Source organism: Mesorhizobium sp. CA15, assembly GCF_020165215.1.
Lineage (GTDB): Bacteria > Pseudomonadota > Alphaproteobacteria > Rhizobiales > Rhizobiaceae > Mesorhizobium.
The window spans coordinates 38580-58872 of sequence record NZ_JAIUHQ010000013.1; the positions used below are offsets into that span (position 1 = coordinate 38580).

At 62.7% G+C, this 20293-nt stretch carries 29 protein-coding genes; 10 read left to right on the forward strand and 19 right to left on the reverse strand.

Annotated features, from left to right (window positions below; translation table 11 throughout):
• Positions 1-114 precede the first annotated feature (114 nt).
• A complete protein-coding gene (locus LB515_RS19920; protein WP_224633257.1) occupies positions 115-594 on the forward strand; it encodes a hypothetical protein in 480 nt (159 codons plus the stop codon).
• A gap of 14 nt (positions 595-608) precedes the next feature.
• On the opposite strand, the gene LB515_RS19925 is transcribed toward LB515_RS19920, so the two are convergent.
• The 3 genes from LB515_RS19925 to LB515_RS19935 form a co-directional block, all read right to left on the reverse strand.
• Positions 609-1256 carry a dienelactone hydrolase family protein gene (locus LB515_RS19925; protein ID WP_224708726.1) on the reverse strand — a complete coding sequence of 216 codons (648 nt, stop codon included), beginning with the start codon at positions 1254-1256 and terminating at the stop codon, positions 609-611.
• 71 nt (positions 1257-1327) lie between these two features.
• On the reverse strand, positions 1328-2653 hold the full coding sequence (locus LB515_RS19930) for a cation diffusion facilitator family transporter (RefSeq protein ID WP_224633256.1): 1326 nt from the start codon (positions 2651-2653) through the stop codon (positions 1328-1330).
• Positions 2654-2660: 7 nt separating this feature from the next.
• Positions 2661-2927 (reverse strand): metal-sensing transcriptional repressor, encoded by a 267-nt coding sequence (locus LB515_RS19935; protein ID WP_318012314.1) that lies wholly within the window; start codon positions 2925-2927, stop codon positions 2661-2663.
• Positions 2928-3231: 304 nt separating this feature from the next.
• On the opposite strand from LB515_RS19935, the gene LB515_RS19940 reads away from it, so the two are divergent.
• Positions 3232-3567, forward strand: coding sequence for a hypothetical protein (locus LB515_RS19940; RefSeq protein ID WP_224633255.1), 336 nt, complete (start codon positions 3232-3234; stop codon positions 3565-3567).
• A 49-nt stretch (positions 3568-3616) separates the two neighbouring features.
• Here LB515_RS19940 and LB515_RS19945 read toward each other — a convergent pair whose 3' ends face one another.
• Positions 3617-3766, reverse strand: coding sequence for a hypothetical protein (locus LB515_RS19945; RefSeq protein ID WP_095770090.1), 150 nt, complete (start codon positions 3764-3766; stop codon positions 3617-3619).
• 248 nt (positions 3767-4014) lie between these two features.
• Here LB515_RS19945 and LB515_RS19950 point away from each other — a divergent pair, with 248 nt between their 5' ends.
• From LB515_RS19950 to LB515_RS19960, 3 genes are all read left to right on the forward strand, one after another.
• A complete protein-coding gene (locus LB515_RS19950) occupies positions 4015-4197 on the forward strand; it encodes a hypothetical protein (RefSeq protein WP_036258067.1) in 183 nt (60 codons plus the stop codon).
• 59 nt (positions 4198-4256) lie between these two features.
• A complete protein-coding gene (locus tag LB515_RS19955) occupies positions 4257-4637 on the forward strand; it encodes a YkvA family protein (protein ID WP_224633254.1) in 381 nt (126 codons plus the stop codon).
• A gap of 154 nt (positions 4638-4791) precedes the next feature.
• Positions 4792-4947: a hypothetical protein gene (locus tag LB515_RS19960; protein ID WP_181170782.1), complete on the forward strand. Its 156-nt coding sequence runs from the start codon at positions 4792-4794 to the stop codon at positions 4945-4947.
• A gap of 21 nt (positions 4948-4968) precedes the next feature.
• Here the strand turns inward: LB515_RS19960 and LB515_RS19965 are convergent, their stop codons facing one another.
• Positions 4969-5184, reverse strand: coding sequence for a hypothetical protein (locus LB515_RS19965; protein WP_224543958.1), 216 nt, complete (start codon positions 5182-5184; stop codon positions 4969-4971).
• A 314-nt stretch (positions 5185-5498) separates the two neighbouring features.
• Between LB515_RS19965 and LB515_RS19970 the strand changes: the two genes are divergently transcribed.
• The 3 genes from LB515_RS19970 to LB515_RS19980 all read left to right on the forward strand — a co-directional run bounded on the left by LB515_RS19970 (position 5499) and on the right by LB515_RS19980 (position 8369).
• On the forward strand, positions 5499-5795 hold the full coding sequence (locus LB515_RS19970; RefSeq protein WP_224633253.1) for a hypothetical protein: 297 nt from the start codon (positions 5499-5501) through the stop codon (positions 5793-5795).
• A 535-nt stretch (positions 5796-6330) separates the two neighbouring features.
• Positions 6331-7728: a sensor histidine kinase gene (locus LB515_RS19975; RefSeq protein WP_224607395.1), complete on the forward strand. Its 1398-nt coding sequence runs from the start codon at positions 6331-6333 to the stop codon at positions 7726-7728.
• Positions 7725-8369, forward strand: coding sequence for a response regulator (locus LB515_RS19980; RefSeq protein WP_224524745.1), 645 nt, complete (start codon positions 7725-7727; stop codon positions 8367-8369). Before LB515_RS19975 ends, LB515_RS19980 begins: the two co-directional genes overlap by 4 nt.
• A gap of 118 nt (positions 8370-8487) precedes the next feature.
• Here the strand turns inward: LB515_RS19980 and LB515_RS19985 are convergent, their stop codons facing one another.
• From LB515_RS19985 to minC, 6 genes are all read right to left on the reverse strand, one after another.
• A complete protein-coding gene (locus tag LB515_RS19985) occupies positions 8488-9045 on the reverse strand; it encodes a hypothetical protein (RefSeq protein ID WP_224524747.1) in 558 nt (185 codons plus the stop codon).
• 370 nt (positions 9046-9415) lie between these two features.
• Complete coding sequence (locus LB515_RS19990) at positions 9416-9922, reverse strand: hypothetical protein (protein WP_095770097.1); 507 nt, start codon at positions 9920-9922, stop codon at positions 9416-9418.
• Positions 9923-10308: 386 nt separating this feature from the next.
• Positions 10309-11196, reverse strand: coding sequence for an EamA family transporter (locus tag LB515_RS19995; RefSeq protein ID WP_224708727.1), 888 nt, complete (start codon positions 11194-11196; stop codon positions 10309-10311).
• Between the two features lie 326 nt (positions 11197-11522).
• Positions 11523-11795, reverse strand: coding sequence for a cell division topological specificity factor MinE (minE, locus tag LB515_RS20000; protein WP_042638296.1), 273 nt, complete (start codon positions 11793-11795; stop codon positions 11523-11525).
• Positions 11792-12607, reverse strand: a complete 816-nt coding sequence (minD, locus tag LB515_RS20005) for a septum site-determining protein MinD (protein ID WP_095770099.1) — start codon at positions 12605-12607, stop codon at positions 11792-11794. Before minD ends, minE begins: the two co-directional genes overlap by 4 nt.
• 161 nt (positions 12608-12768) lie before the next feature.
• Positions 12769-13659 carry a septum site-determining protein MinC gene (gene minC, locus LB515_RS20010; RefSeq protein WP_224708728.1) on the reverse strand — a complete coding sequence of 297 codons (891 nt, stop codon included), beginning with the start codon at positions 13657-13659 and terminating at the stop codon, positions 12769-12771.
• Positions 13660-13919: 260 nt separating this feature from the next.
• Between minC and LB515_RS20015 the strand changes: the two genes are divergently transcribed.
• On the forward strand, positions 13920-14360 hold the full coding sequence (locus tag LB515_RS20015; RefSeq protein ID WP_224708729.1) for a hypothetical protein: 441 nt from the start codon (positions 13920-13922) through the stop codon (positions 14358-14360).
• Between the two features lie 188 nt (positions 14361-14548).
• Positions 14549-14947, forward strand: coding sequence for a DUF982 domain-containing protein (locus tag LB515_RS20020; protein WP_224708730.1), 399 nt, complete (start codon positions 14549-14551; stop codon positions 14945-14947).
• A gap of 203 nt (positions 14948-15150) precedes the next feature.
• On the opposite strand, the gene LB515_RS20025 is transcribed toward LB515_RS20020, so the two are convergent.
• The 8 genes from LB515_RS20025 to LB515_RS20060 form a co-directional block, all read right to left on the reverse strand.
• The gene (locus tag LB515_RS20025; RefSeq protein WP_095770103.1) at positions 15151-15300 is read right to left on the reverse strand and encodes a hypothetical protein; all 150 of its coding nucleotides are present in this window, start codon (positions 15298-15300) and stop codon (positions 15151-15153) included.
• Between the two features lie 118 nt (positions 15301-15418).
• Positions 15419-15607, reverse strand: a complete 189-nt coding sequence (locus LB515_RS20030) for a hypothetical protein (RefSeq protein WP_224708731.1) — start codon at positions 15605-15607, stop codon at positions 15419-15421.
• A gap of 73 nt (positions 15608-15680) precedes the next feature.
• Positions 15681-15953 (reverse strand): DUF1488 domain-containing protein, encoded by a 273-nt coding sequence (locus LB515_RS20035; RefSeq protein WP_140846928.1) that lies wholly within the window; start codon positions 15951-15953, stop codon positions 15681-15683.
• Complete coding sequence (locus tag LB515_RS20040) at positions 15950-16279, reverse strand: hypothetical protein (protein WP_224708732.1); 330 nt, start codon at positions 16277-16279, stop codon at positions 15950-15952. The genes LB515_RS20035 and LB515_RS20040 overlap by 4 nt, the downstream gene beginning before the upstream one ends.
• A complete protein-coding gene (locus LB515_RS20045) occupies positions 16276-16512 on the reverse strand; it encodes a hypothetical protein (protein WP_224610457.1) in 237 nt (78 codons plus the stop codon). Before LB515_RS20045 ends, LB515_RS20040 begins: the two co-directional genes overlap by 4 nt.
• 63 nt (positions 16513-16575) lie before the next feature.
• The gene (locus LB515_RS20050) at positions 16576-16932 is read right to left on the reverse strand and encodes a hypothetical protein (RefSeq protein WP_224633244.1); all 357 of its coding nucleotides are present in this window, start codon (positions 16930-16932) and stop codon (positions 16576-16578) included.
• A gap of 813 nt (positions 16933-17745) precedes the next feature.
• Positions 17746-19317 carry an FAD-dependent oxidoreductase gene (locus tag LB515_RS20055; protein ID WP_224607370.1) on the reverse strand — a complete coding sequence of 524 codons (1572 nt, stop codon included), beginning with the start codon at positions 19315-19317 and terminating at the stop codon, positions 17746-17748.
• 91 nt (positions 19318-19408) lie between these two features.
• Positions 19409-20281 carry a ferritin-like domain-containing protein gene (locus LB515_RS20060; protein ID WP_224513233.1) on the reverse strand — a complete coding sequence of 291 codons (873 nt, stop codon included), beginning with the start codon at positions 20279-20281 and terminating at the stop codon, positions 19409-19411.
• Positions 20282-20293: the final 12 nt, after the last annotated feature.

Here is a 20293-nt window from a genome sequence, read left to right on the forward strand (position 1 = left end):
TGCTCGGTTGCGGCGCTGCTCGCATTTCTGGCCGCCACATCCGCGCAGGCGCATGGCGGATCCTCGGCCCAGCCTCCTCCCGGCATCCAGATCCCCAGCCTGACCCACGGCCAGATGGCCGTCATCGCGCGCTATCGCGGCGAGATCCTCGACCTCGCCCAGCGCCAGACCGCGACCGACCCGACCTTCCGGCGGCTCTACAATCACGGCAATCTGCAATTCACTTATTGCCTCTGGGGCCTGATGCCGGGCAGCCTCGGCGACGAGGAAAGCCCGTTCAACGAATGCAGCCACGCCTATCTCGCCACCGCCAAGGCGCTGCTCGCCCATATGGCGATGATGCCCGCGGCCGGGCGCGAGGCGAAGACGCTGATCTCGGACATCGATGCCGAGATGGTGCGTAGCGGCGCGTCGTGGATCCTGTGCCAGTACAGCGGCGAGGCCTTCAGCACCGGCGCGGTCGTCGAGCCACGCTGGCGCGACATCTTCTTCCACTTGCCGAGCCTTGCGGTGATCCTCGCTATGGTGGCGGCGCTCGGCGCCGCCGCATGGTCGATTTTCCGTTCACCCGCTCCGCGAGCCGGCGCTGCTTAGAACGGTTCAGCGTTTCACGGAATCACCGAACCGCTCCCGGTCTTGCGTGTGATCGTTTTCAGGAAAGCCTGAACGCGCAACCATGTCAGCTCGGCTGCGGACGCATCGTAATCCGGCAGCGCTTGATCGGTGTAGAAATGGCCGATCCCCGGATAGGTGAAAATTTCTGCCCTGACGTGGCAGCGCTTCGCCGACGCCGACCAGTCGGCAACTTGTTCCGGCTGAGCAAATGCATCTGGGTCGGCGACGTGGACCGCGACCGGGATGTGTCGGCGAACATTGCTGGGAATATCAGCAAGGCCATGCAGCAGCACAATGCCGGCGGCAGCGACTCGTTCTGACCAAACGGCACTGATCACGCCAGCTCCCATGGAATGGCCAGCGAGCACCGCGTCTGGAGAAGTCTGGAGGAGCGCCACCCTGGCGCGGTCGCAGATGGTTTCCCACCCAACATTGCTCATCAAGTCAAGCCCGTCGTCGACCGATGCCGCAGTCAGCCCTGCGTAGAGGTCCGGCACCACAACATCGTACCCCGCGCTTCGCATGCGCTCAGCAGCTTGATGCTCCACCGCCCGAAGGCCGAGCGCCGAGTGAAAGAGTACAATAGCAGCCATCCGCTGTCCCTTCGGCGTCGCCTGGCCGATCGCGTTGAGCTCGGGCAATGATCGTCTTTTATCCGGCTTATCGAATCCCCACCACCAGCCATGCCCTTTCCGAAGCCTTCGCCGTCACATCATCCATGCGCGCGCTCGTGATGGTGGCCTTTCGGTTCGGCCATGGCGAAGGGCAGATCCTCGGTGTCGGGACCGGCCGCCAGTTGCAGCCTGGCGCTGAATTCATGCGGTTCGGTCGGCGCGACCAGGCTCTGCAGATAATGATGGTCGCCGCCGACCGGAGACAGCGGCAGGCTTTCGACCGCACCGTCCGCCCTTTCAATAGCGACGTTCGCCCGCAGGCCCTCGGCGTGACGCGACAGGCGCAGCCGCATGCGCTCGCCCTGCGGCGTGTCGACGATTTCGAGCAGCCCGCTGGCTAGCTTGCCGTCGACAAGGAACGGATCCGGCGCATGATGGTGGCCGGCCTCCGTCTCCAACTCGGCAAAGTGCACCGTGGCGACGTCGAGCGCCGGGATGTGCGCGAAGAGCTCGGCCTTGAGCGATGCGGCGATGTTGTTCGCGGCGGCAAGCAACAGGCCGTCATTGACCGCGATCGTAACGTCGACATGCAGCTTGTGGCCGAGCCAACGGGCCTTGACGTCGGCTACCTTTTCGATCCCGGCGACATGGTCGGCAGCATGGTGAATCTGGTCAACGAGGCCGGGCTCGACGCCGTCCAGCATGCGGGTCAGCACCGAGCGCGCCGATTGCCAGACGATAGCGAAAATGGTGACGGTGATGAGCAGGCCGATGATCGGATCGGCGAGCGGAAGGCCGAGCCAGACGCCGGCCGCGCCGGCAACGACGGCAAGGCTGGTGAGGCCGTCGGTGCGGGCGTGATAGCCGTCGGCAACCAGCGCCGCGCTGTTGATCTGGCGACCGACGCGGATGCGAAAAACCGCCACCGCTTCATTGCCGAGGAAACCGATGATGCCGGCGACGGCCAACCAGCCAAGGAAATGCACCGGCTGCGGGTTGAACAGGCGATTGATCGCCTCGTATCCGGCCACCAGCGCGCTGGCCAGGATGATGAGCACGATGATGATGCCAGCGAGATCCTCGACCCGGCCGAGGCCGTAGGTGAAGGTCCTGGTCGGTTTGCGGCGCACGAGCACAAAAGCGATCCAAAGCGGGATGGCGGTGGTCGCGTCGGCGACGTTGTGGATGGTGTCGGCAAGCAGGGCCACGCTGCCCGAGAGCATCACGACGACGATCTGCAGCGCGGCCGTGACCGCGAGGATCACGAACGACCACTTGATCGCCCAGATGCCGCGGTCTGTGGTGGCGATAGTCCCGTCGATCACGCCATGAGTATGGCCATGCGGCCCATGGTGGTCGTGGCCGTGGCCGCCATGATGTCCGTGCGCACCGAAGCCGAACCAGTCGAGCGCTTTTTCCCACATCGCCGCCTCATAGATATTTGGTGAGCTGCTTCAGCTCTTTGAGCGTGTCCCTGGTCGGTTCGCCGCCTTCGACAAGGCAATGCTCCATATGGTCGTGGATCAGCTCGCGCTTGGCATTGCCGACCGCGCTTTCGACGGCGTGGAGCTGTTGCGCGAGGTCAAGACAGGACCGACCCTGCTCGAACATGGTGAGCACGGCGGCGAGATGGCCATGCGCTCGCTTGAGCCGGGCGATGATATCGGGATGGGAGCTGTGTATCGTCATGGCAAACATCCTATCCCCCTGGGTAGGATATTGCCAATACGCCTCGAACTCTCGAGGCTAGCCCGCGGCAGGGCTGGACTCGCCGCCCAGCCGAACGTGCCCGCTAGCAGATGCTCGCCGACGCAGCAGGTCCTCGGCCCGCGGGGCAGTCTCTGCCGCGAAATCCCGATTTCATGTGATCAACCGGCTGCGGCGAGCGGCAGCCCCCCGGGGCAACCAAATGCTTGGTTTGCCGTTTATTTTAGCGGCTGCCGCCACCTACCGTGGGGCCAGGCGGCTCTGGCGGCCAGAGACCGCGCGAAAGGAGGCCGCAATGACACGGCCCGCAGTGGAGATAGGCGACCGGGTGGCTGTCATCGCCACCGTGATCGAGCGCATCAAGGACCGCGTGATGCTGAAGCTCGACGGCGATGGTCATAATTATTCGATGGCCGAGCCCAATGCCAAGCCAGGCGACAAGCTTAGACTCGAAGGCGACGTCGTGCATGTCGACGAGGATCTCGGACGCACGACCGTGCAGGTGCTGGGACGCGTGACGATCGACACCAACTCGGTCGAAATGGTGACGAGGCGTTGCGACCTCGACCATATCGGCTCGAACGTGCCCGGCCACCCTCGCCCGCGCACCCCGCCGAGACCACACGGGTAAAACCGATGGCTGCGGCGCGATCCTCCTCGCCGTGAAGCGGTGGACTGCCTTAGTGACGCTTGAAATACTGCACCTCGCGTTCGTGCTTTTCTGCCGCTTCGCGGGACTTGAAGGTGCCCAGGTTGCGGCGCTTGCCGGTTCTGGGATCGACTTTGCGCGAATAGAGCCGGTATTCACCAGATTTCAGCTTGCGGATCATGGCGGGTCTCCTTGTGAACCAGGACTCTAATCCGCCTGAGGCCTTCGCGGTTCCGAGCAGGGCCATGCCGCCCGGTCGCGGCCCGCCGGCAAAAAAGCGCTGCTGTCGGTGAACCATTTCACGGACGCAAACGACCCAATGTCGGAAGCGACACCGTAACGACACGATTGAGTCGGATTATTTGTATTCAAATGACTTTCGCGACGTTATGCGGATGTCGCTGAAGTGCCGGATCTGAGGAGGGTGAGATGGTTACGGCGAAGCTTCACGGCGTTGAACTCGTCAGGGGCCAGAAGTGGACGGTGCGCGTCACCGCCTACGGCACAACGCTCATCTTTCCATTCGAAGCCGAGCAATATGCGCGCTCCTATGCCGATGGCCAGGCCTTCCGCCTCGGCGTAGAGGTTGTCGAACTCAAGGATTGCGCCTGAGGGGCCGAGCCGGCCATCGCTGAATGGCCTCAAGACCCGCACAGCTATAGAATAGGCGCATGTCGGCTATCGACTCGGCAAAGCAATGGGCGCGAGGGATCAAGCGCGATGTGGTGGCGCTGTGGATTGCGGCCCGCGATCCGCGTGTCCCCTGGTATGCAAAAGCCACCGCGGGTGCGGTTGCGGCCTATGCGCTGAGCCCCGTCGACCTTATCCCGGACTTCATCCCCATCATCGGCTACCTGGACGACTTGGTGATCGTACCTGTCGGCATCATGCTCGCGGTCAAGCTGGTCTCGGCCGATTTGATGCAGGAATTCCGCGAAGAGGCGGTGCGACGCGAGAAGCCGGTGAGCAAGGCCGGGCTCGCCTTCATGATCGCGCTCTGGGTACTGGCGGCGCTGGCGCTCACTTGGCTGTTCTGGCCAAAGCCGGCCTGAATGCTTGGGGCCCGACCAGACGGCCTCGATTGCATCGGCCTGTCGCGGCCATCTTTAGATTAGCGACATCTTGTATTTGTTGTAAATCAGGCTCATGCTTTTGGCGCGCGCGAAGCCACATGCGCAGTGTGCAGGTCAAAAAGGGCCAGGCGTGATGCAATTCGCAGTTTGCTACGACCACAGCGGGTTCGATCTGGCGCGGTCGATCCTCCTCGATGTCACGGCGTTCTTTGCGCTGATGGCGCCATTGGCGATCGCGCGACTGATCGAGATATCCCGACAGGACGCCGCCCGGCTACAGCCCGCCTGAAGCCTGAAAGGCACGGAATTCCTAACCGTCGCCGGCGACCTTTCGGATCGGCAGGTCGCCGAGCAATGCCGAACAGTCGATCACCTCCTGGAAGTGAGCCTGCGGATCGAGCACGAGCCATGAAGCGTGGGTGCGAAGATCCTTCAGCCTGGCATTCTTTTGCGCACGCGCCAGGCGCTCCGCCTCGGAAGCCTGAAAAGGGCTTTCGGCCTTGTGATGGTGAGGAGTCCTCGACATCGCGGCGGAAAACGCGCCGACTCCCCTTTTCGTTCCGCGAAAGCGGATGACCCTCTGCGCATTGCAATGACCCGTGGGGCCAGGCTGGCGGCACCGCGCAACGCTGCTACCGATGCGACAAACGAGCGGAAAGTGCCGGACCGGCGGTTGGGGTAGCCCGGCTTGCCTTGGCGGTAAAAGAGTACGGCTCTTTGACTGGCAAGCCGGGCTGAAGCGCCGACCTTTGGGTTTCCTTGGGGGGAGCCGGCGCAGGGATAGAGTGTCGGTTTCCCGCTGCGCCCGCAATTGTTGCTGAGGTCCTACGCGCCGGCGCAATGGTCCGACCGGTTGGAAGCCGCGGTGCCGCAATTCCAAGGCTGAAAACCGCGCAGACCTTCCTGGAATTGCTTCAGGCGCCCGAGCGCTCAAACTCGTGTAAGACGGCCGTCTTCTTGAAGCGCTCTTTTGACGAAAAGCTCGGCGTGTTGCGCCCATTCCGCTTCCGCGACGTCATTCTCGCGAACGGACTGCCTGAAAGCTTCCCGCAGTGCCTCGAGCTCAAAAATCGACAACCGCTGGTTTCTTTTTTGCTTTTTTTCGCCGACGTCCATACTGCGTTGCCAACAGCGTGATGAAGCCCATTGTATATGCGGCGGTTGTTCGACCCATCAACAGCTTGATCCTGACTTCTTTTGGGGGCAAATTTTTGCCGCGACGTCCGCAGTTCATGTCGGGAAAGAGGGCCCGCCCGCCGATATGGACGGGTTGCAAGCCGGGCCGCCCGCGAGAGGTCGCCGCTATATGTCTACATCCACAACGATCGATGAAGAGACCGCGCCAGGCCAAAGCATCAGCGGTGTGGCGCTTTATCCCGCGGGGCATATGCCGTTGGTCCGGAGCCGGGGCTTGATTGGTGGTTGCGGCATTGCAAAAGAACCCGCGATTTCAGGTGGCAGCCGGCCCGCGTCTTCTCCGTCAACAGGAATGGCGCTGGCCTTGCCGCCCGGCAGAGCAAGCAGCCTTCTTGCTTGCGAATCAAAGCCCGCCCGTCGGCGTGCGCCCAAACCTGCTCTACCATTAACCTTCCCCACGGGCACGGACCAAGGTCGGTGTCGCAATTGCCTCCCCTCACCTATACTGTCGCGGACGGGTGGGTGAATGGTGCCGATGTTTGGGAGGTATTTAACACGACCTGCACGAATCTGGAGCGGGCTCTCTCTGGCCTGGCAGTTCGTGATCGCGGGCGGTATCGGCCTTCTGGCGGTGATGCTCGTGGTCGGGCTGTGGGTGACATCGCAGATCCGTGACGGGGTCCTGCACAATTCCGCCGCCACCACCGCGCTCTATGTCGACAGCGTGATCGCACCCTTGTTGCCCGATATGCGCAAGAGCCAGGAACTCGACGACACCGTCAAGCGCGCGCTGGACGAGACGCTGGGCCAGGGCGCGCTCGGGAAAAGGCTGGTCTCGTTCAAGCTGTGGCGGCGCGACGGAACGATCCTCTACTCCAAGGATGCCAGCCTGATCGGCAAGCAGATCAGGCCCAACGCAAACCTCATCGCCGCTTTCGCCGGCAACGTCATGGTCAAATACAACAGGCTCGAGGACGAGGAAGACGACAAGGAGCGGTCGATGGGCGTTCCGCTCCTCGAAATCTACAACCCGGTGCGCGAGCCGTGGTCCGGCGAGGTCGTGGCGGTCAGCGAATTCTACGAATTATCCGGCGACTTCGAGGAATCGCTCCACTCAGCTCTGCTGTGGACATGGCTGGTAGTGGCGGCCGCCACCGCCGCGGCGCTTGCCCTGCTCTCCGGCATCGTTTTCCGCGGCAGCCGCACCATCGTCACGCAGCAGGCTGCGCTCGAGGCCAAGGTTTCCGAATTGCAGACGGCCTTGGCGCAGAACTCGTCGCTGCGCCAGCGCGTTCAACGCGCCTCGCGCCGCGCCACAGCGATCAACGAGCGGTATCTGAGGCGCATCGGCGCCGACCTGCATGACGGACCGGCGCAACTGGTGGCGCTTGCCGCGCTGAGGATGGACAGCCCGGCGCTGGTCGACCCGGCCACGTCCAGCCAGCTGCGCGAAGCCGAGATCGCCGGCATACACAAGACGCTCGGCGAAGCGATGCGCGAGATACGCGGCATCTGCAACGGGCTGGTGCTGCCGCAGATCGAGGCGCAGGCCATCGCCGACATTTTGCGGCTGGCGGTAGCCGAGCATGAGCGCCGCACCAGCACCAAGGTGTTGCTAACCCTGCCTGAGCGCTTGCCGGAACTCGGCACCTCGGAAAAGATAAGCGTCTATCGCTTCGTGCAGGAAGGCCTGAACAACGCCTTCCGGCATGGCAAGGGCAAGGGCCAGCAGGTCAGAGCCACGACGAAAGGCGGCAAGCTTTTGGTCGAGGTGATGGATTCCGGTCCCGGCTTTGACCCGGCCCGAAGCGAAGGCCTTGGGCTTGCGGGTCTCAGGGAACGCATCGAAAGCATAGGCGGGCAGTTCGAGACGCTGTCCGGCCCGGAAGGAACAAGACTGGTGATTGCCTTGTCTGTCGAGGAGCAACCGTGAGCACATCCATCCGCATCGCAATAGTGGACGACCACCCCCTGTTTCGCGAGGGCGTGGCGCGCAGCCTCGGCGAAATCGGCGGCTTCGAGCTTGTCGGCGAAGGCGCCAGCGCCGAGGACGCCGAAAGGCTGGCGCGCGCCAGCGCGCCCGATATTCTCCTGCTCGACATCAGCATGCCAGGCGGCGGTCTCAACGCGCTCGCCAGTATCCTTTCAGCGATGCCCGAACAGAAGATCGTCATGCTCACGGTATCGGAGACCAATGCCGATGTCGCCCAGGCGCTGAAGGCCGGCGCGCGCGGCTATGTACTGAAAGGCGTCGGCTCCAAGGCGCTGGCCGAGATCCTGCGCGATGTCGCCAACGGCCAGAGCTACGTATCGCCGAGCCTTTCGGCCAGGCTGCTCTCCGACCTTTTGCAGCCCACCGGCAGCAAGCCCGATCCGCTCAGTCAGCTCACCGGCCGCGAGGCCGAGATCCTGAAACTGGTCGCCGAAGGGCTGAGCAACAAGGAGGTAGCCGCCCGGCTGTCGCTGCAGGAGAAGACGGTCAAGCATCACATGACCAGGGTGCTCGCCAAGCTCAACGTGCGCAACCGCACCGAGGCGGCGCTGCTGATGCATGAGGCGAGGGAAAGGCACTAAGGTACTGGGGAATTTAAGAATTGAGGAATTGAGGAATTGAGGAATCGGGGGAACTGGATAAGAGAGGACTCTTCAGTTCTTCAGTTCTTCAATTCCCCAGTTCTTCAATTCTCAACGCTCACAAGTTCAGCAGGCGCGACAGGTCCTCCTCCGTCGCTTGCCGTTCGATGATGGTGCGGCCTTGCGCATCCGTCATCTCGAAACGGCCGTTCTGGACCTGCTCCTTCATACCGTTGCGATGAATGACGGTGACCTTATCGCCGTCGATCGAAAGCGTGTCGCCGGTCGCGGCATTGGTGTAGCTATTCTTGCCGCCGGGATTGGTGTTGCCCTTGCCGCTGTTGTTGCCCGGCCCGGCATTGGGGTTGCTGCCGCCGGCATTGCTGTTCCCGTTGTCGCCCTGGCCGTTGCTGTTGCCGTTGTCGCCACTATTGCCGGAATTCGAGCCGCCGGCGGAGCCGGAATTCGAACCGCCGGCCGATCCCGAATTACCGCTGCCGCCGCCTCCACCACCGCCGTTCCCCCCGTTGCCGCCATTGCCGTTACCGGCGGCGGTGGCTGCGGCAATCCTCGGCGCGCCGTCAAAGGTGATGTGCCAGGGCGCAAAGATCAGCGCCAGCGCGCTAAACACACGCAGCGCGAGCCAGGCGAGCCTGCTGAAGGGGCGGTTTCGCATATCTTCTCTTCGTTCCGGTCCCACTTCCGCATGGCTGAAGCTCGCTCACGGCACAGACGAGGCGGAACCGGTGTGTTGATCCGGCGAGAATTCACATTCCGGCGAGGCGACGAAAGCGGCCCACGACCCTTGCCCCCACCCGTCGGACCATTTCCGGCGCCATAGCTGACCAATGTCGCAACGGACAGGCTTTCCCGGCGCAAAAAATTACCCCCGCACGAAGGCGGGGGCAAGGTGAGTAGCCAAGTTCCATCGCAAGACGATCAGGACCGCAGAGACGAAGCAAAAGGTGGCAACCTGATTTTGCAGCGCTGACCTTCGGTCCCTTAAGATCTAATCCGGATAAAACCTCACTCCCACAAACTCTGTCTCACAAATTCTTCAGGCGATTGAGATCGGCCATGGTGGCCCTGCGGTCGACGATGGTGCGTCCGTACTTGTCTTCCATCCTGAACCGGCCGTTCTCGATTGTCTCCTTCATTCCATTGCGGTGCGTGACCTGGATGCTGCTGCTGGTGGCCTCGACCTTGTCGCCGGTAACGGCGTTCACATGACTATCGACATCCGCGGTGCCTGCCGCGCTGCTGCTCGCGCCGTTATTGCTCTTGCCGTTGTTGCTGCCGCTATTGCTGTTTCCGTTGTTGCCGCCGCTATTGCCGTTTCCACTGTTGCCGCCGCTATTTCCGCCACCGTTCCCGCTGTTGCCGCCGCCGCTTCCGTTTCCACCACCGCTGCCGCCATGACCACCGCCGCCTTTGTCGGCATAGGCCTTGGTCACGACGAGACCATCGACGGAGAGACTGACAGGCGCGACGACAAGCGCCAACGCAGCCAGCGCTGGCAAGACTAGCCTGCAGCCCCCGCGCGATGTGCGCATTCGGTTCTCCCCATGCCAGCCCTTCAGCCCGTCGGCCGAACTACCCCACCGGCAATATCGCAGCATAAGCATCCCCAATCAGCAGTGCATAAGGAAGTGGCCCACGACCCATGTCTTGTCCATTCGGACCTATTGCAATTTTGTTATAGGACTTAGGTCTTATTTCAACCACCGGATGCGGTCGGATGTTGCCGCCACGGGGTGTTTTTCCAAAGCCAACCAATCCCTTACCGAGCTGCGGGTGCCGAAGCGGTTCACCGTTTCACGGAAATGGCAAACCATCGCACGTCCTTGTTTCGAAGCAGCTCAGGATAGATTACCGCTGCGAGGCGCCGAGCCTGCCGTTTCGCGCATTTTCCGGGATTGCCCCGGTCCGAAAGATGGATTCAGGCCGGCAAAGGCACCGGCCGCCGCGCCGCGACCGCCGTGCCGAAGGCGGCAGCAATGACGGCAGCGACGCCCGCGCATTGCAATAGGTTGAGCTTCTCGTGCAGAAACAGGAAGCCGGTCAGCGCGCCGCCCGCCGGCTCCAGGCAAACCAGCATGCCGTAGACCTTGGCCGGCATGCGCGCCAGCACCAGCATTTCCAGATAGAAGGGCAGCGCGCTGGAGAACAGGCCGACCACGGCCGCGCCCGCCATGATGTGCGGGTCGGCGAGATAGGGTTGAGCTGCGCTGAAGCCGAAAGGCAGCGCCAGCACAGCGGCGATCGCCATGCCATAGGCGGAGGTGCGCACGCCGAGCTCGGCGCCGGCCTTCTGCGCGAAGATGATGTAGAGCCCCCAGCAGGCGCCCGCTGCGAGCGCCAGCACCACCCCCAGCGGATCGAGCCCGCTTCTGGCATCGGCAAAGGGCGAGAGCAGCACGATGCCGGTTATCGCCAGCGCCACCCAGACGAGGTCGAGCAGGCGCCGGGAGCCGAGCATAGCGACGAACAGCGGCCCGGTGAATTCGAGCGCCACGCAGATGCCGAGCGGAATGCGCTGGAGCGCTGCGTAGAACAGCATGTTCATGGCACAGACCGTGATGCCGTAGGCGGCGAGCCAAGGCAGGGTTTTCCGCGAGGGCAGCACCTTCCAGGGCCTCAGCACCGCAGCCAGCATCAGCGCGCCGATGGCGAGCCTCAGCATGGTCGTGCCTTCCGAGCCCAGCACCGGGAACAGCCCCTTGGCAAAGGCGGCGCCGACCTGAACGGACAGGATGGCGCCGAGCAGCCCCAGAACGGGCATTGCGCCGACATGGGTTTCCGGCTTCGCGGTCTGCGTCGAGGTCAATCCTGGCTCCATCCCTGGTTCGGGAATGGAGATAGGGCGCGGGCACCGCGCTGTCGTGAGGCAGTACGGGGCGGATGGTGGGACAAGAGAGTGAGGTTTACGCCTTCGTCATCCTGGCGCGGAGCAAGGAGCGAAGCGACGCGCGCAGGGTCATGCCATGGCGCTAACGCGTTGCAACGCGTACGGAATTCTGGACCGCCGCGCGAAGGTAACGCCGTGAATCCTGGGGTCAAGCCGAGGATGACGAAGCGTAAGCGCAGGCCCCACTCGGCCGCTGCGCGGCCACCTCTCCCCCGCCTTTGGCGAGGGAGAGAAATGCGCCGGCGTTATCCCGCCATGGCGAGCGGCGCGGCACTCTTGTTGGGGATCTGGATGTCGATCTCCAGCGTCGACATGGTTGCGCCGCGGTCCATCGAGACCTGGAGGTAGTCCTGGTCGATCTGGACATGCTTGGCGATGACCGCCATGATCTCCTCGCGCAGGATGGAGACGAGATCCGGCTGGCCGCGGCTCTGGCGCTCATAGGCGAGCAGCAGCTGCAGCCGCTCGCGCGCCACCGGCGCGCTGGTGCGCCGCTTGAAGAGATCGAGGATGCTCATGCGGCCCTCCTTCCGAGAAGCCGGTCGAGGAAGCCCTTGCGTTCGAAGGGGACGACCACCGGCAGGTCCTCGCCTTCCAGGCGTCTTGCCGCTTCGAGGTAAGCCTTTGCGGCACCATTGAGCGGTTCCGAGAGCGTGACGGGCGAACCGAGATTAGAGGCCCGCAGCACATCCTGGCTTTCCGGGATGATGCCGAGCAGCGGCGTCGAGAGGATCTCCAGCACGTCGTCGATCGACAGCATCTCGCCGCGCGCGGCGCGCGCCGCGTCATAGCGCGTGACCAGCACGTGTTTTTGCACCAGCTCGCCCTGCTCGGCCTTCATGGTGCGAGCGTCGAGCAGGCCGATGATGCGGTCGGAGTCGCGCACCGACGAGACTTCCGGATTGGTGACGATGACCGCCTCGTCGGCGAAGCGCATGGCGAGCTGGGCGCCGCGCTCGATGCCGGCCGGGCTGTCGCAGAAAACATAGTCGAACACCGATCGCAGCCGGGCGATGACTTCCGCCACGCCCTCTTCGGTCAGCGCGTCCTTGTCGCGCGTCTGCGAGGCGGGCAGCAGGTAGAGAGTCTCCAGCCGCTTGTCGCGGATCAGCGCCTGCGAAAGCTTCGCCGTGCCCTGGATAACGTTGACGAGGTCGAACACCACGCGGCGCTCGGCGCCCATGATGAGGTCGAGGTTTCTCAGGCCGACGTCGAAATCGACCAGCGCCACCTTCTTGCCTGTCCTGGCCACGGCGGCGCCGAGCGCGGCCGTCGAGGTTGTCTTGCCGACGCCCCCCTTGCCCGATGTGACCACGACTACCTTGCCCATATATCCAGCCTCCATTGGCGGTTTTTATTCTCTGGCCGTGCCAGGCACGGCGGGATCTTTCGCTTTTGGTGCACATCGTTCTCCCAAGACCGCTGCACTTGGGGCGACATGCACCGACAATCTTCGCACGCGAAACCGGTCCGAAGCTTGCGGCCAAGAACTCAGCCGAGCGGCACCACGCACAACGCATCATTGTCGAGGAAGGCCTGCACGGCCTTGCCGCGCGAGGTGCCTTCCATCTCCTCGGCCGTGGTGTACCAGCCGTCGACGGCGAGCAGCTCGGCCTCGTTTTTGCGGCAGAAAATGCGGGCCGAAATATTGCCTTCCGAGCCGGCGATCGCCCGACCGCGCAGCGTGCCATAGACATGGATCGAACCGCCGGCGACGATTTCCGAGCCGGACGCAACCGAGCCCAGCACGATCACGTCGCCATGCGGATGGAAGACCGACTGCCCGGAGCGGATCGGCGCCTTGATCATCAGCGTGCCGGCGGCAGGCGCCGGCACGGCGCCCTGCCCTGGCCTTTCCGGTTCGGCCTGGGCCGGCTCGATCCTGACCGCTTCCAGCCTTGCCAGTTCGGGATCCACCGGCTCATCACCGGTCGCCTGCAGAACCTCGGCAGGCGCCGCCGCATGGATCGTTTCCCGGGTCACCTCGGCCCGCTCCCCGGCGACGGCCATTTCCAGCTCTTCCGCCCGCGCCTTGCGCGCGGCCCGGCCAAGCAGCCCCTCGGCGGTCGCCTCCTTGGCGGCGGCCAAGAGCGGCGGCAATTCAGACCCGAGCTCGGCGCCTTCGAGCTCGATGGCATAAACGCGGATGCCGCGCGAGCCGAGCACGCCGACAAGTGCTGCGATCTCCTCCGGCCCCGGCTGCAAGGTGTTCAAATCCAGCACCACCGGGCGGCCGTTGAAATAGCCGGGCGAATTGGCGATCCAGTGATCCAACCCCTCCAGCCAGTCGGCGATCGGCGCTTCCGGCGTCAGCGTGAAAGCGACGAAAGAACGGGCGCGAAAGCGGATCGATTTGTTGTGCAAAGGGGCGGCGAAGGTCACGTCCGGCGAATCCTTACTCAATGGTTAAAGGGTGCCGGGCTAATGGTTAACAAAAGGTTAATTTTAGGGATTGGAGCCGTTAATAGCTGACGCGGCTAACTGCTGTGGCCGGGCGGTCACAAGACCAGCCGCCGCCCCGCAATTCGCCGAAGATCGAGGCTCCGACAAGCCAGGCGTGTGAAGCGCCTAATATACGAAGCGACGCGCGCGGACCATCTTCTTGCCCGGAACTTTCCACTCTCTTCAGGGAGGAGACGGGCATGGGCATTGACCGGCTAGACAGCAAGCGAGCAGGCAAGACAGGTGCCGCAATGGCAGTCCTGATGGTGCTTGCAGGATGCATGACGCACCAGCCGAGCGGAATAGACGCATACCAGACGAGCAGCACAGACCAATGGCTGACGACCGCCGACGCTGACAAGGTCGTCAGCGCGATGAGCGCCAAGGGAATGATGCCGGCGACCATCGACTGCCGGTTCGACAACACCGCGCCAGGCCAGGTGGCCTACCGCTCGAAATTCACTTGGAAGCAGGCGCCTGCCAACACGCGCTACCACTGGGAAGTCGGCGACCCGACCTACCTCGCAAGCAAGGAGGTCGCATCCAACAGGGCGGGTCTGAGGCGGGTGTTCGCGAAGACCGCGCGGGACCCGGCGACGGGACAGAAAGTCGGCTGCTCGATCTGGGCGAGCAGCAGATAGAGAAGCGAATTGCTGATCGGCGATCGGACCTCTGCACAAGTCGCGGTCGGCAGCTCAACGGCTCTCATTTGCTGCGGTTTTGCTGGCCAGACAGGAAACAAAGGCGCACGATACGATCTCGCTGGTGCGGCGAGGACAGTCCGGCTTGATCTCTTGCTGAGTAGGTCGGGCTGTCCAGGAGCCTCTCCTTGGTCTTGCATGCGAACGAAGCTTTTGCTTGCGGCTGGTTTCCCGCCGACTGCCTAGATCTCGCGTCATTCAAGCTGCTTCCCGTTCGCCCGTCCGATAGTCCCACAAACAGTGCTTGCCATGTTGCGCGCCGCAGCCTAAGCGCAGTGATGGCAAATGAAAAATTCGACCAGTCGGTGACGATCATCGTTGATCCGGCCGGCGGACGGGAGGCAATCGGCGATGCCGCCGCCTGCCTGGACTTCCTGCTTCGAAGATGGCGCGGCAAGCGAAGCGACAAGTACCGCGCAGCCATTCAGGCCTGCACGGATGTAAACAGCGGGCGCCGACCGGCTTCATTCGCGCGCAAGGCGTTCATAGCAGCCGCCCGCGAGGCGGCCATTCTTGTGACGCCTTAAGGCTGCTCGCGCGGTCTGAAATTCTTACTTTCGATGTCGATGATCTCGCCGCAATTTTCACACTCCATCTGGGTGTGAGCGCGTATCCAGCCAACACGCGTTTTCGCCTGGTGATGGCACCGCGGGCACTCCACATCGATTTCGAAGTGATCGGACTCTCGTTGTGTCATTGCGGTTCCAAGGCCGGCCTGCCTAACGCGACATTATCCGTTATCAGTGCTCCCCTCCCGCTCGTCTTCCGGATCCACCACTTTCTCTTTCGCCACCTTGGCCGCGAGCTTCGCCTCTTTCTTTGCCGCCTTCGCCTGATCGCGTTTGCTGCGCTCGTATCGGTAGTTGGGTTTCATCGCCATGGTGTTTTTTCCGGTTTAGGCAATTTGCGCCTTGGGATTTGGACATGCCCAGGAGCGGGAAAGACAGTTCGCGAGACATAAGGCCCAAGCAAGAGGCACTTGTCAGGCGGCCATCATGTCAAATCAGGCGATTGCGTTCTGCGATCTGACGTGCCCGCCGCAAGGTGCCGTCAGTGTCGGCGAGCTTGCGCCTTGCTGCCTCGTCCTTCCTGACCGTCAGCCGCGCGGACATGATGCTTGAGGGACTGACGATCGGCTTGATCGCGGCGGGCGGCGCCTCGGGGGTTTTCATGGAACGCATCGGCATTGTCCTTTCTTGTAGCAGCCAGGGCTAAGGCTATTCGCGGCTGCGGGTTTTCCCTGCGACATCGGCTTCCTGCCTATCGGAAGCCGGAAGCCGTGAGCGTGTAGGAGTTTCGGCGCTCGCGCGCATATGCTTTGCTGGCGGCATCCTGGATGGAACTGCGCAAGGCGTCGAATGCCGAAAGATATGCCATCTCGGCCGTTTCCTTGCCCCCAGCATCGCCAAATGTCCCAAGGACCTCGACCTCGACGAAGAAGCGGACCTGGAACATACCATCATGGCCAATGAAGCAGACGGCGCGGCGCGTTTGATCGAAACTCCGGCTGGGATTTGGAAAGGCGAGCGTCATGAGTTGCCCACCCGTGTTTCAGGGTGTTCAGCTGGTGCCTGCCGGGTTCTATTCCATTCCTTTCGAGCCTCGACGTTGCGACGGTTGAGATTCAGCATGCTCGTCGTCGCATGCGCACGCGTCAGCCCGACCATCGGAGCGCCGTCGACATGCGCCGGAATCCCGGTGAAGACATGGTAGACGGTCCAGGAATGATCCGCTTCGACGCGGCGGCCGTATTGATGATCCCTGAAGGCGTGACCCGACAAGCCTCTGTTGTTTGGGGAACAGCCGGATACGGCCTTGTGGCCCGCCTCGGTCTCGCCCTTGGCAATGGACCTGTTCATACCTGTCTTTCCTCGCCTTCCTGCGCGGCGATAATCTCCGAATAAAGCGCCGCGCCGTCAGCTTCGGAGATCGTGACCGCATCCGGCCACTGCGGCATGTTCAGCGTCCTCGCCAAAAGCCGCGCGATCTCGATTGCATCGTCGAGATCGGTTGCCAGCACCGTCTCGCGGCCGATGACGGCATGCGCGTCATCGCTGACGCGCGTGCGATAGAATTCGATCACGACCTTCATCGAGACCCGCCGCGCGGCATCGATCCCTTCGCGCCGAGGCCGGCGCCTTGATTGAACGGGCTCTCAGGCCTGGTCGGAATTCTTCCCTGCTTCGGCGTCCTCATTTCGCGATTGGAGCGTTGCCGTCCCTTGGCCATGTCCGAACGTCCTTTCGATCAGCATCAGGCCGGGATCCGAGGCCGGGGTTCCGGCCGATTCCAGCCTATCCTCGGTCACCACGCGCTCATGCGGTTCGGTGTCGCTGCGGATGCGGTATTGCGGCGAGTTTTCTTTTGGCGGCAGCGTGCCGGTGACGTGGTAGACTTCCGCGGTCAATGTCCGGAAATCTCCCTTCAGACGCACCGCTTGTCCGATGTCGAACAAGCGCGGCGGGGCGCCGTGCCGTATCGGCCGTGTGTTGCGCTGCATAAGGCTTGTCATGATGGTCTCCGGTCGTCTTCGAGCGCCGCCTCGAGAGAGGCCGGTTGATCGATGCTTTTACCGTGCGAACCCCATTGGGCGGAGGATCGCCGGCAGGTGAATGAAAGAGGCCGCGTTGCGTCGCGGGAAAGACCCTTCCGGGCCTCCTCGTCGAGATCGGTAGATACTCTGCGGTCGCGGCGCGTCTGAAGCGCGGCAGCACCAAGGAGAGCCGAAGCAGACGACGACGATGGACGCGATGCGAATGGCCACGATTGCAGCTTTCCCGTGAAAACATGCTAGGATGGACTTCCGCGTTATTCAGTCGAACCGCTGGAACGATTTGCGGTGCTGCCAGTACATCCGTGGTCAGCGCCCTGCGTCGTTCCAGGGTTCAAACGAGCAAGCTGCCGCGCCGGACCGGCGCAACGCTTCGCTGTCGAAAATTCGGAAAGGATTGGCGCGGCTCCGACGGGGCGAAAGCCAAACTCAACCAAATCAACACTTTTTGTATGCGCCTCAATTGCGCTCAAAGCAAGACTTACACGTCTATTATTTTTTTTCCGGGTAAATAGAAATCTCGGGTCCGAGCCTGAAACAGCGGTAAATCGATTTCTAGGCGCTCGCCTAAAATCTTCGGATTATTTCACCCAAACATTTTTGAGCTTCCCCGGAATTATTTTTTCACTCCTATCGGCCACAACCAAAGCCGTCTACACGACGACAGGCTTGGCCAGAAAAAAGCCACCGAAAATCCGGGCACATAGCGGCTATATGGTCGTCCGGCCACCGCTTCCTCCGAGGCGTTTGCGTTAAAGGGTGAACCGCTACAGGTCACTCTCCGGACGCCACCTTGGGCTCCGCGCGAGATCCGCGACCCTCCGGCCGGGCCAAGCCGCGGATGGCAGGGCCGTTGAGCACCGTACCGTCCGGCGCGAACTGCGAGCCATGGCAGGGGCAATCCCAGCATTGCTCGGTCGAATTCCAGTGCACGAGGCAGCCGAGATGCGTGCAACTGGCCGAATGCCGGTGCAGCTTGCCGTCGCGGTCGCGGCATACGGCGAACTTGCTCAAGCCGTCCTGAAGGATGCCGCCTTCGCCAGGCTTGAGGTCGTCGGCCGACTTGACCTCACCGGGCAGCAAGTAGCCGGCGAGGTTCTTCACTGTTGTAAGGTTCTCATTGACGTAGTGCGCGAGCGCGGCGGGCGGCTTCCGGTCGGGGGCGTAGACGGCTTCCCAGGGGTTTGATCCGTCCACGATCAGATCGCGGATCAGCAGTCCGGCCAATGCACCATGCGTCATGCCCTGGCCGGAATCGCCGGTGGCCATGAAGACGTTGCCGTTGCCGGGGCTTCGGCCGATGAAACCGCAATAATCGATCGTTTCGAGAACCTGACCGGACCACCGCGCTCTTTCTGCGCCAAGATCGGGTACCAATGCCCTGATCCATGCTTCAAGCGCGGCAAAGCGTGCCTCGCCGTCATCCGCTTCGCCCGATTTGTGATCGCGGCCGCCGGCGATGAGACAGTCCGTCTTGCCGGGGCCGGGATTGAGGCGGACGTAATAATAGGGATCGTCCATGTCCCAGTAGAGGGCATCCGGGAGGGTTCCCCTGGCGATCTCGAAAGCCATGGCATAGGTGCGGTAAGGCGCCATCTTGCTATGGATCTTGACCCATGTGTTGATCGGGGAATTGGTGGCAAACACCGCGTTCGAAGCCGTGACGGTGTAGTCGCCGTCGCATTTCAGGCAAATCTGCTCCCCCTCCTCGATCTCGATGACGGCGCTGTCGGCGAATGCCTTGCCGCCTCGCTTCTCGAAATCAGCCAGCAGGGCGCGCAAATATTTCAGCGGGTGGAAGGTGGCCTGTCCGGGGTAGCGCAGGATGGGCGCCGATTCATGACCCTTGAGAGGCACGCCTTTGCCATGTTCAGCCTCGGCGCCGATCTTAGCCGCAGCCGCATACTCCTTATTGCATTCTCTGGCGGCCTGCTTCTCGTCCATCCATGCGGCCGGGAAAAGGAAGCCGTCCAGCCGCCGGAAATCGCAGTCGATCTCCAGGCTGGCAACGTGCCGCTCGATGCGGTTGACGGCGGCTTGCTGGCTCTCCTGAAATCCGCGCGCCAGAGCCTCGCCGCGCATGTCGATCAGCGCGCTCAAGCCATCGTCGCAGATCGGCGCCAGATGGGCGGTCGTGCGCGATGTCATGCCTCCGAGCAACGGGCCGCGATCCACGAGCACCACCTTGCGCCCTGCCAGCGCCAGTTCATAGGCAATCGAAATCCCGGCGATGCCGGCTCCAACGACGGCCACGTCGCAATGCTCGTCTTGCTCGAGGCGGGGAGCGCCGGGCAAGCTGGCGTCGAGCATCCAAAACGATCTGGTCGCTTCGCTGCTGACGTTCATCGCGCGCCCCGTCGAGACGATATCGGATGGCCAGCGACCAATGCTGCGCAGCGCGGGTTGTAGGTCATCGTGACCGGCTCCATCCTCGCGGCTAGGTGCTCTTGAGCGTTCCGTTCATCCCGTTCGGGTAAAAGCCGCCCTTGCTGACACCCGATTGGTCGGTCAGATAAACAATGCGCAGCACCTCCTGCGGCGTCCTTGTGAAGGCAATCGCATCGGGCGTTGAAGGAACGAAGTTGGCCTTGCCGTCGACGCGAATGCCCTGGTCCTTGTCATCGGGCCCGTCGATCTTGTCGCGTGCGTCGGAAATCGCATTCGCCGCCTTCCAGGCCTTCTCGCCCATGCGATAGAGCGACGACCGCGCCATCCCCATGTGGTAGGCCTCGACCGCGAGAATTCCAGCCGCGGCTGCCAGGAATTCCTTGTTCTTCAGGACGGTTGCCGCACCGGCGTAGGCGGTGACGCCGACATCCTCGAACAGCATGCCGCCAAGCACGAAGTTCATCTGGTTGCCGAAGGGGTCGAAGTCGGCACCGAGCCCGGCCGCCTTGGCGACCGCGGCAAAGCCGGCATCAAAATCGATCGCCGGCCGGTCCACCGCATTCGACGCCAGGGTCTTGCGGTAGAACCTGACATGGGCAAGTTCATTTTCCGCGACTTCCCGCAAAAATTCAGCCAGTGCGGGTGTTTCGAAGGGAACCTTCTTGCCGCCGACGACGTCGCCGGGCTTGGAACCGGCATCTGAATCGTCGATGCCTTTTCCTGTGGTGCCCCGGAGGTAGTATTCGGCCTCCATATATTCCAGGTTCAGCGCGAACCGGAAAATGTCTTCGTCCTTTATGTCATCTTGTGCGAAAGCAGGCGAAACGGGGGCGACGCCGGTCGCTGAAGCGAGCGTCGCTCCAAGACCAATTTGCAATGCGCCGCGGCGAGAAACATGAAGTGAAGGGGTGGCATGGATCATAGCTTCCTCCCG

Coding starts and splice junctions, on each gene's coding strand:
- LB515_RS19920 (WP_224633257.1), top strand. CDS start 115: ATGGCCGTCATCGCGCGCTATCGCGGCGAGATCCTCGACCTCGCCCAG.
- LB515_RS19930 (WP_224633256.1), bottom strand. CDS start 2,653: ATGTGGGAAAAAGCGCTCGACTGGTTCGGCTTCGGTGCGCACGGACAT.
- LB515_RS19935 (WP_318012314.1), bottom strand. CDS start 2,927: ATGTTTGCCATGACGATACACAGCTCCCATCCCGATATCATCGCCCGG.
- LB515_RS19940 (WP_224633255.1), top strand. CDS start 3,232: ATGACACGGCCCGCAGTGGAGATAGGCGACCGGGTGGCTGTCATCGCC.
- LB515_RS19945 (WP_095770090.1), bottom strand. CDS start 3,766: ATGATCCGCAAGCTGAAATCTGGTGAATACCGGCTCTATTCGCGCAAA.
- LB515_RS19950 (WP_036258067.1), top strand. CDS start 4,015: ATGGTTACGGCGAAGCTTCACGGCGTTGAACTCGTCAGGGGCCAGAAG.
- LB515_RS19955 (WP_224633254.1), top strand. CDS start 4,257: ATGTCGGCTATCGACTCGGCAAAGCAATGGGCGCGAGGGATCAAGCGC.
- LB515_RS19960 (WP_181170782.1), top strand. CDS start 4,792: ATGCAATTCGCAGTTTGCTACGACCACAGCGGGTTCGATCTGGCGCGG.
- LB515_RS19965 (WP_224543958.1), bottom strand. CDS start 5,184: ATGTCGAGGACTCCTCACCATCACAAGGCCGAAAGCCCTTTTCAGGCT.
- LB515_RS19970 (WP_224633253.1), top strand. CDS start 5,499: ATGGTCCGACCGGTTGGAAGCCGCGGTGCCGCAATTCCAAGGCTGAAA.
- LB515_RS19975 (WP_224607395.1), top strand. CDS start 6,331: ATGTTTGGGAGGTATTTAACACGACCTGCACGAATCTGGAGCGGGCTC.
- LB515_RS19985 (WP_224524747.1), bottom strand. CDS start 9,045: ATGCGAAACCGCCCCTTCAGCAGGCTCGCCTGGCTCGCGCTGCGTGTG.
- LB515_RS19990 (WP_095770097.1), bottom strand. CDS start 9,922: ATGCGCACATCGCGCGGGGGCTGCAGGCTAGTCTTGCCAGCGCTGGCT.
- minE (WP_042638296.1), bottom strand. CDS start 11,795: ATGAGCATCCTCGATCTCTTCAAGCGGCGCACCAGCGCGCCGGTGGCG.
- minD (WP_095770099.1), bottom strand. CDS start 12,607: ATGGGCAAGGTAGTCGTGGTCACATCGGGCAAGGGGGGCGTCGGCAAG.
- LB515_RS20015 (WP_224708729.1), top strand. CDS start 13,920: ATGGGCATTGACCGGCTAGACAGCAAGCGAGCAGGCAAGACAGGTGCC.
- LB515_RS20025 (WP_095770103.1), bottom strand. CDS start 15,300: ATGGCGATGAAACCCAACTACCGATACGAGCGCAGCAAACGCGATCAG.
- LB515_RS20030 (WP_224708731.1), bottom strand. CDS start 15,607: ATGCCGATGCGTTCCATGAAAACCCCCGAGGCGCCGCCCGCCGCGATC.
- LB515_RS20035 (WP_140846928.1), bottom strand. CDS start 15,953: ATGACGCTCGCCTTTCCAAATCCCAGCCGGAGTTTCGATCAAACGCGC.
- LB515_RS20040 (WP_224708732.1), bottom strand. CDS start 16,279: ATGAACAGGTCCATTGCCAAGGGCGAGACCGAGGCGGGCCACAAGGCC.
- LB515_RS20045 (WP_224610457.1), bottom strand. CDS start 16,512: ATGAAGGTCGTGATCGAATTCTATCGCACGCGCGTCAGCGATGACGCG.
- LB515_RS20050 (WP_224633244.1), bottom strand. CDS start 16,932: ATGACAAGCCTTATGCAGCGCAACACACGGCCGATACGGCACGGCGCC.
- LB515_RS20055 (WP_224607370.1), bottom strand. CDS start 19,317: ATGAACGTCAGCAGCGAAGCGACCAGATCGTTTTGGATGCTCGACGCC.
- LB515_RS20060 (WP_224513233.1), bottom strand. CDS start 20,281: ATGATCCATGCCACCCCTTCACTTCATGTTTCTCGCCGCGGCGCATTG.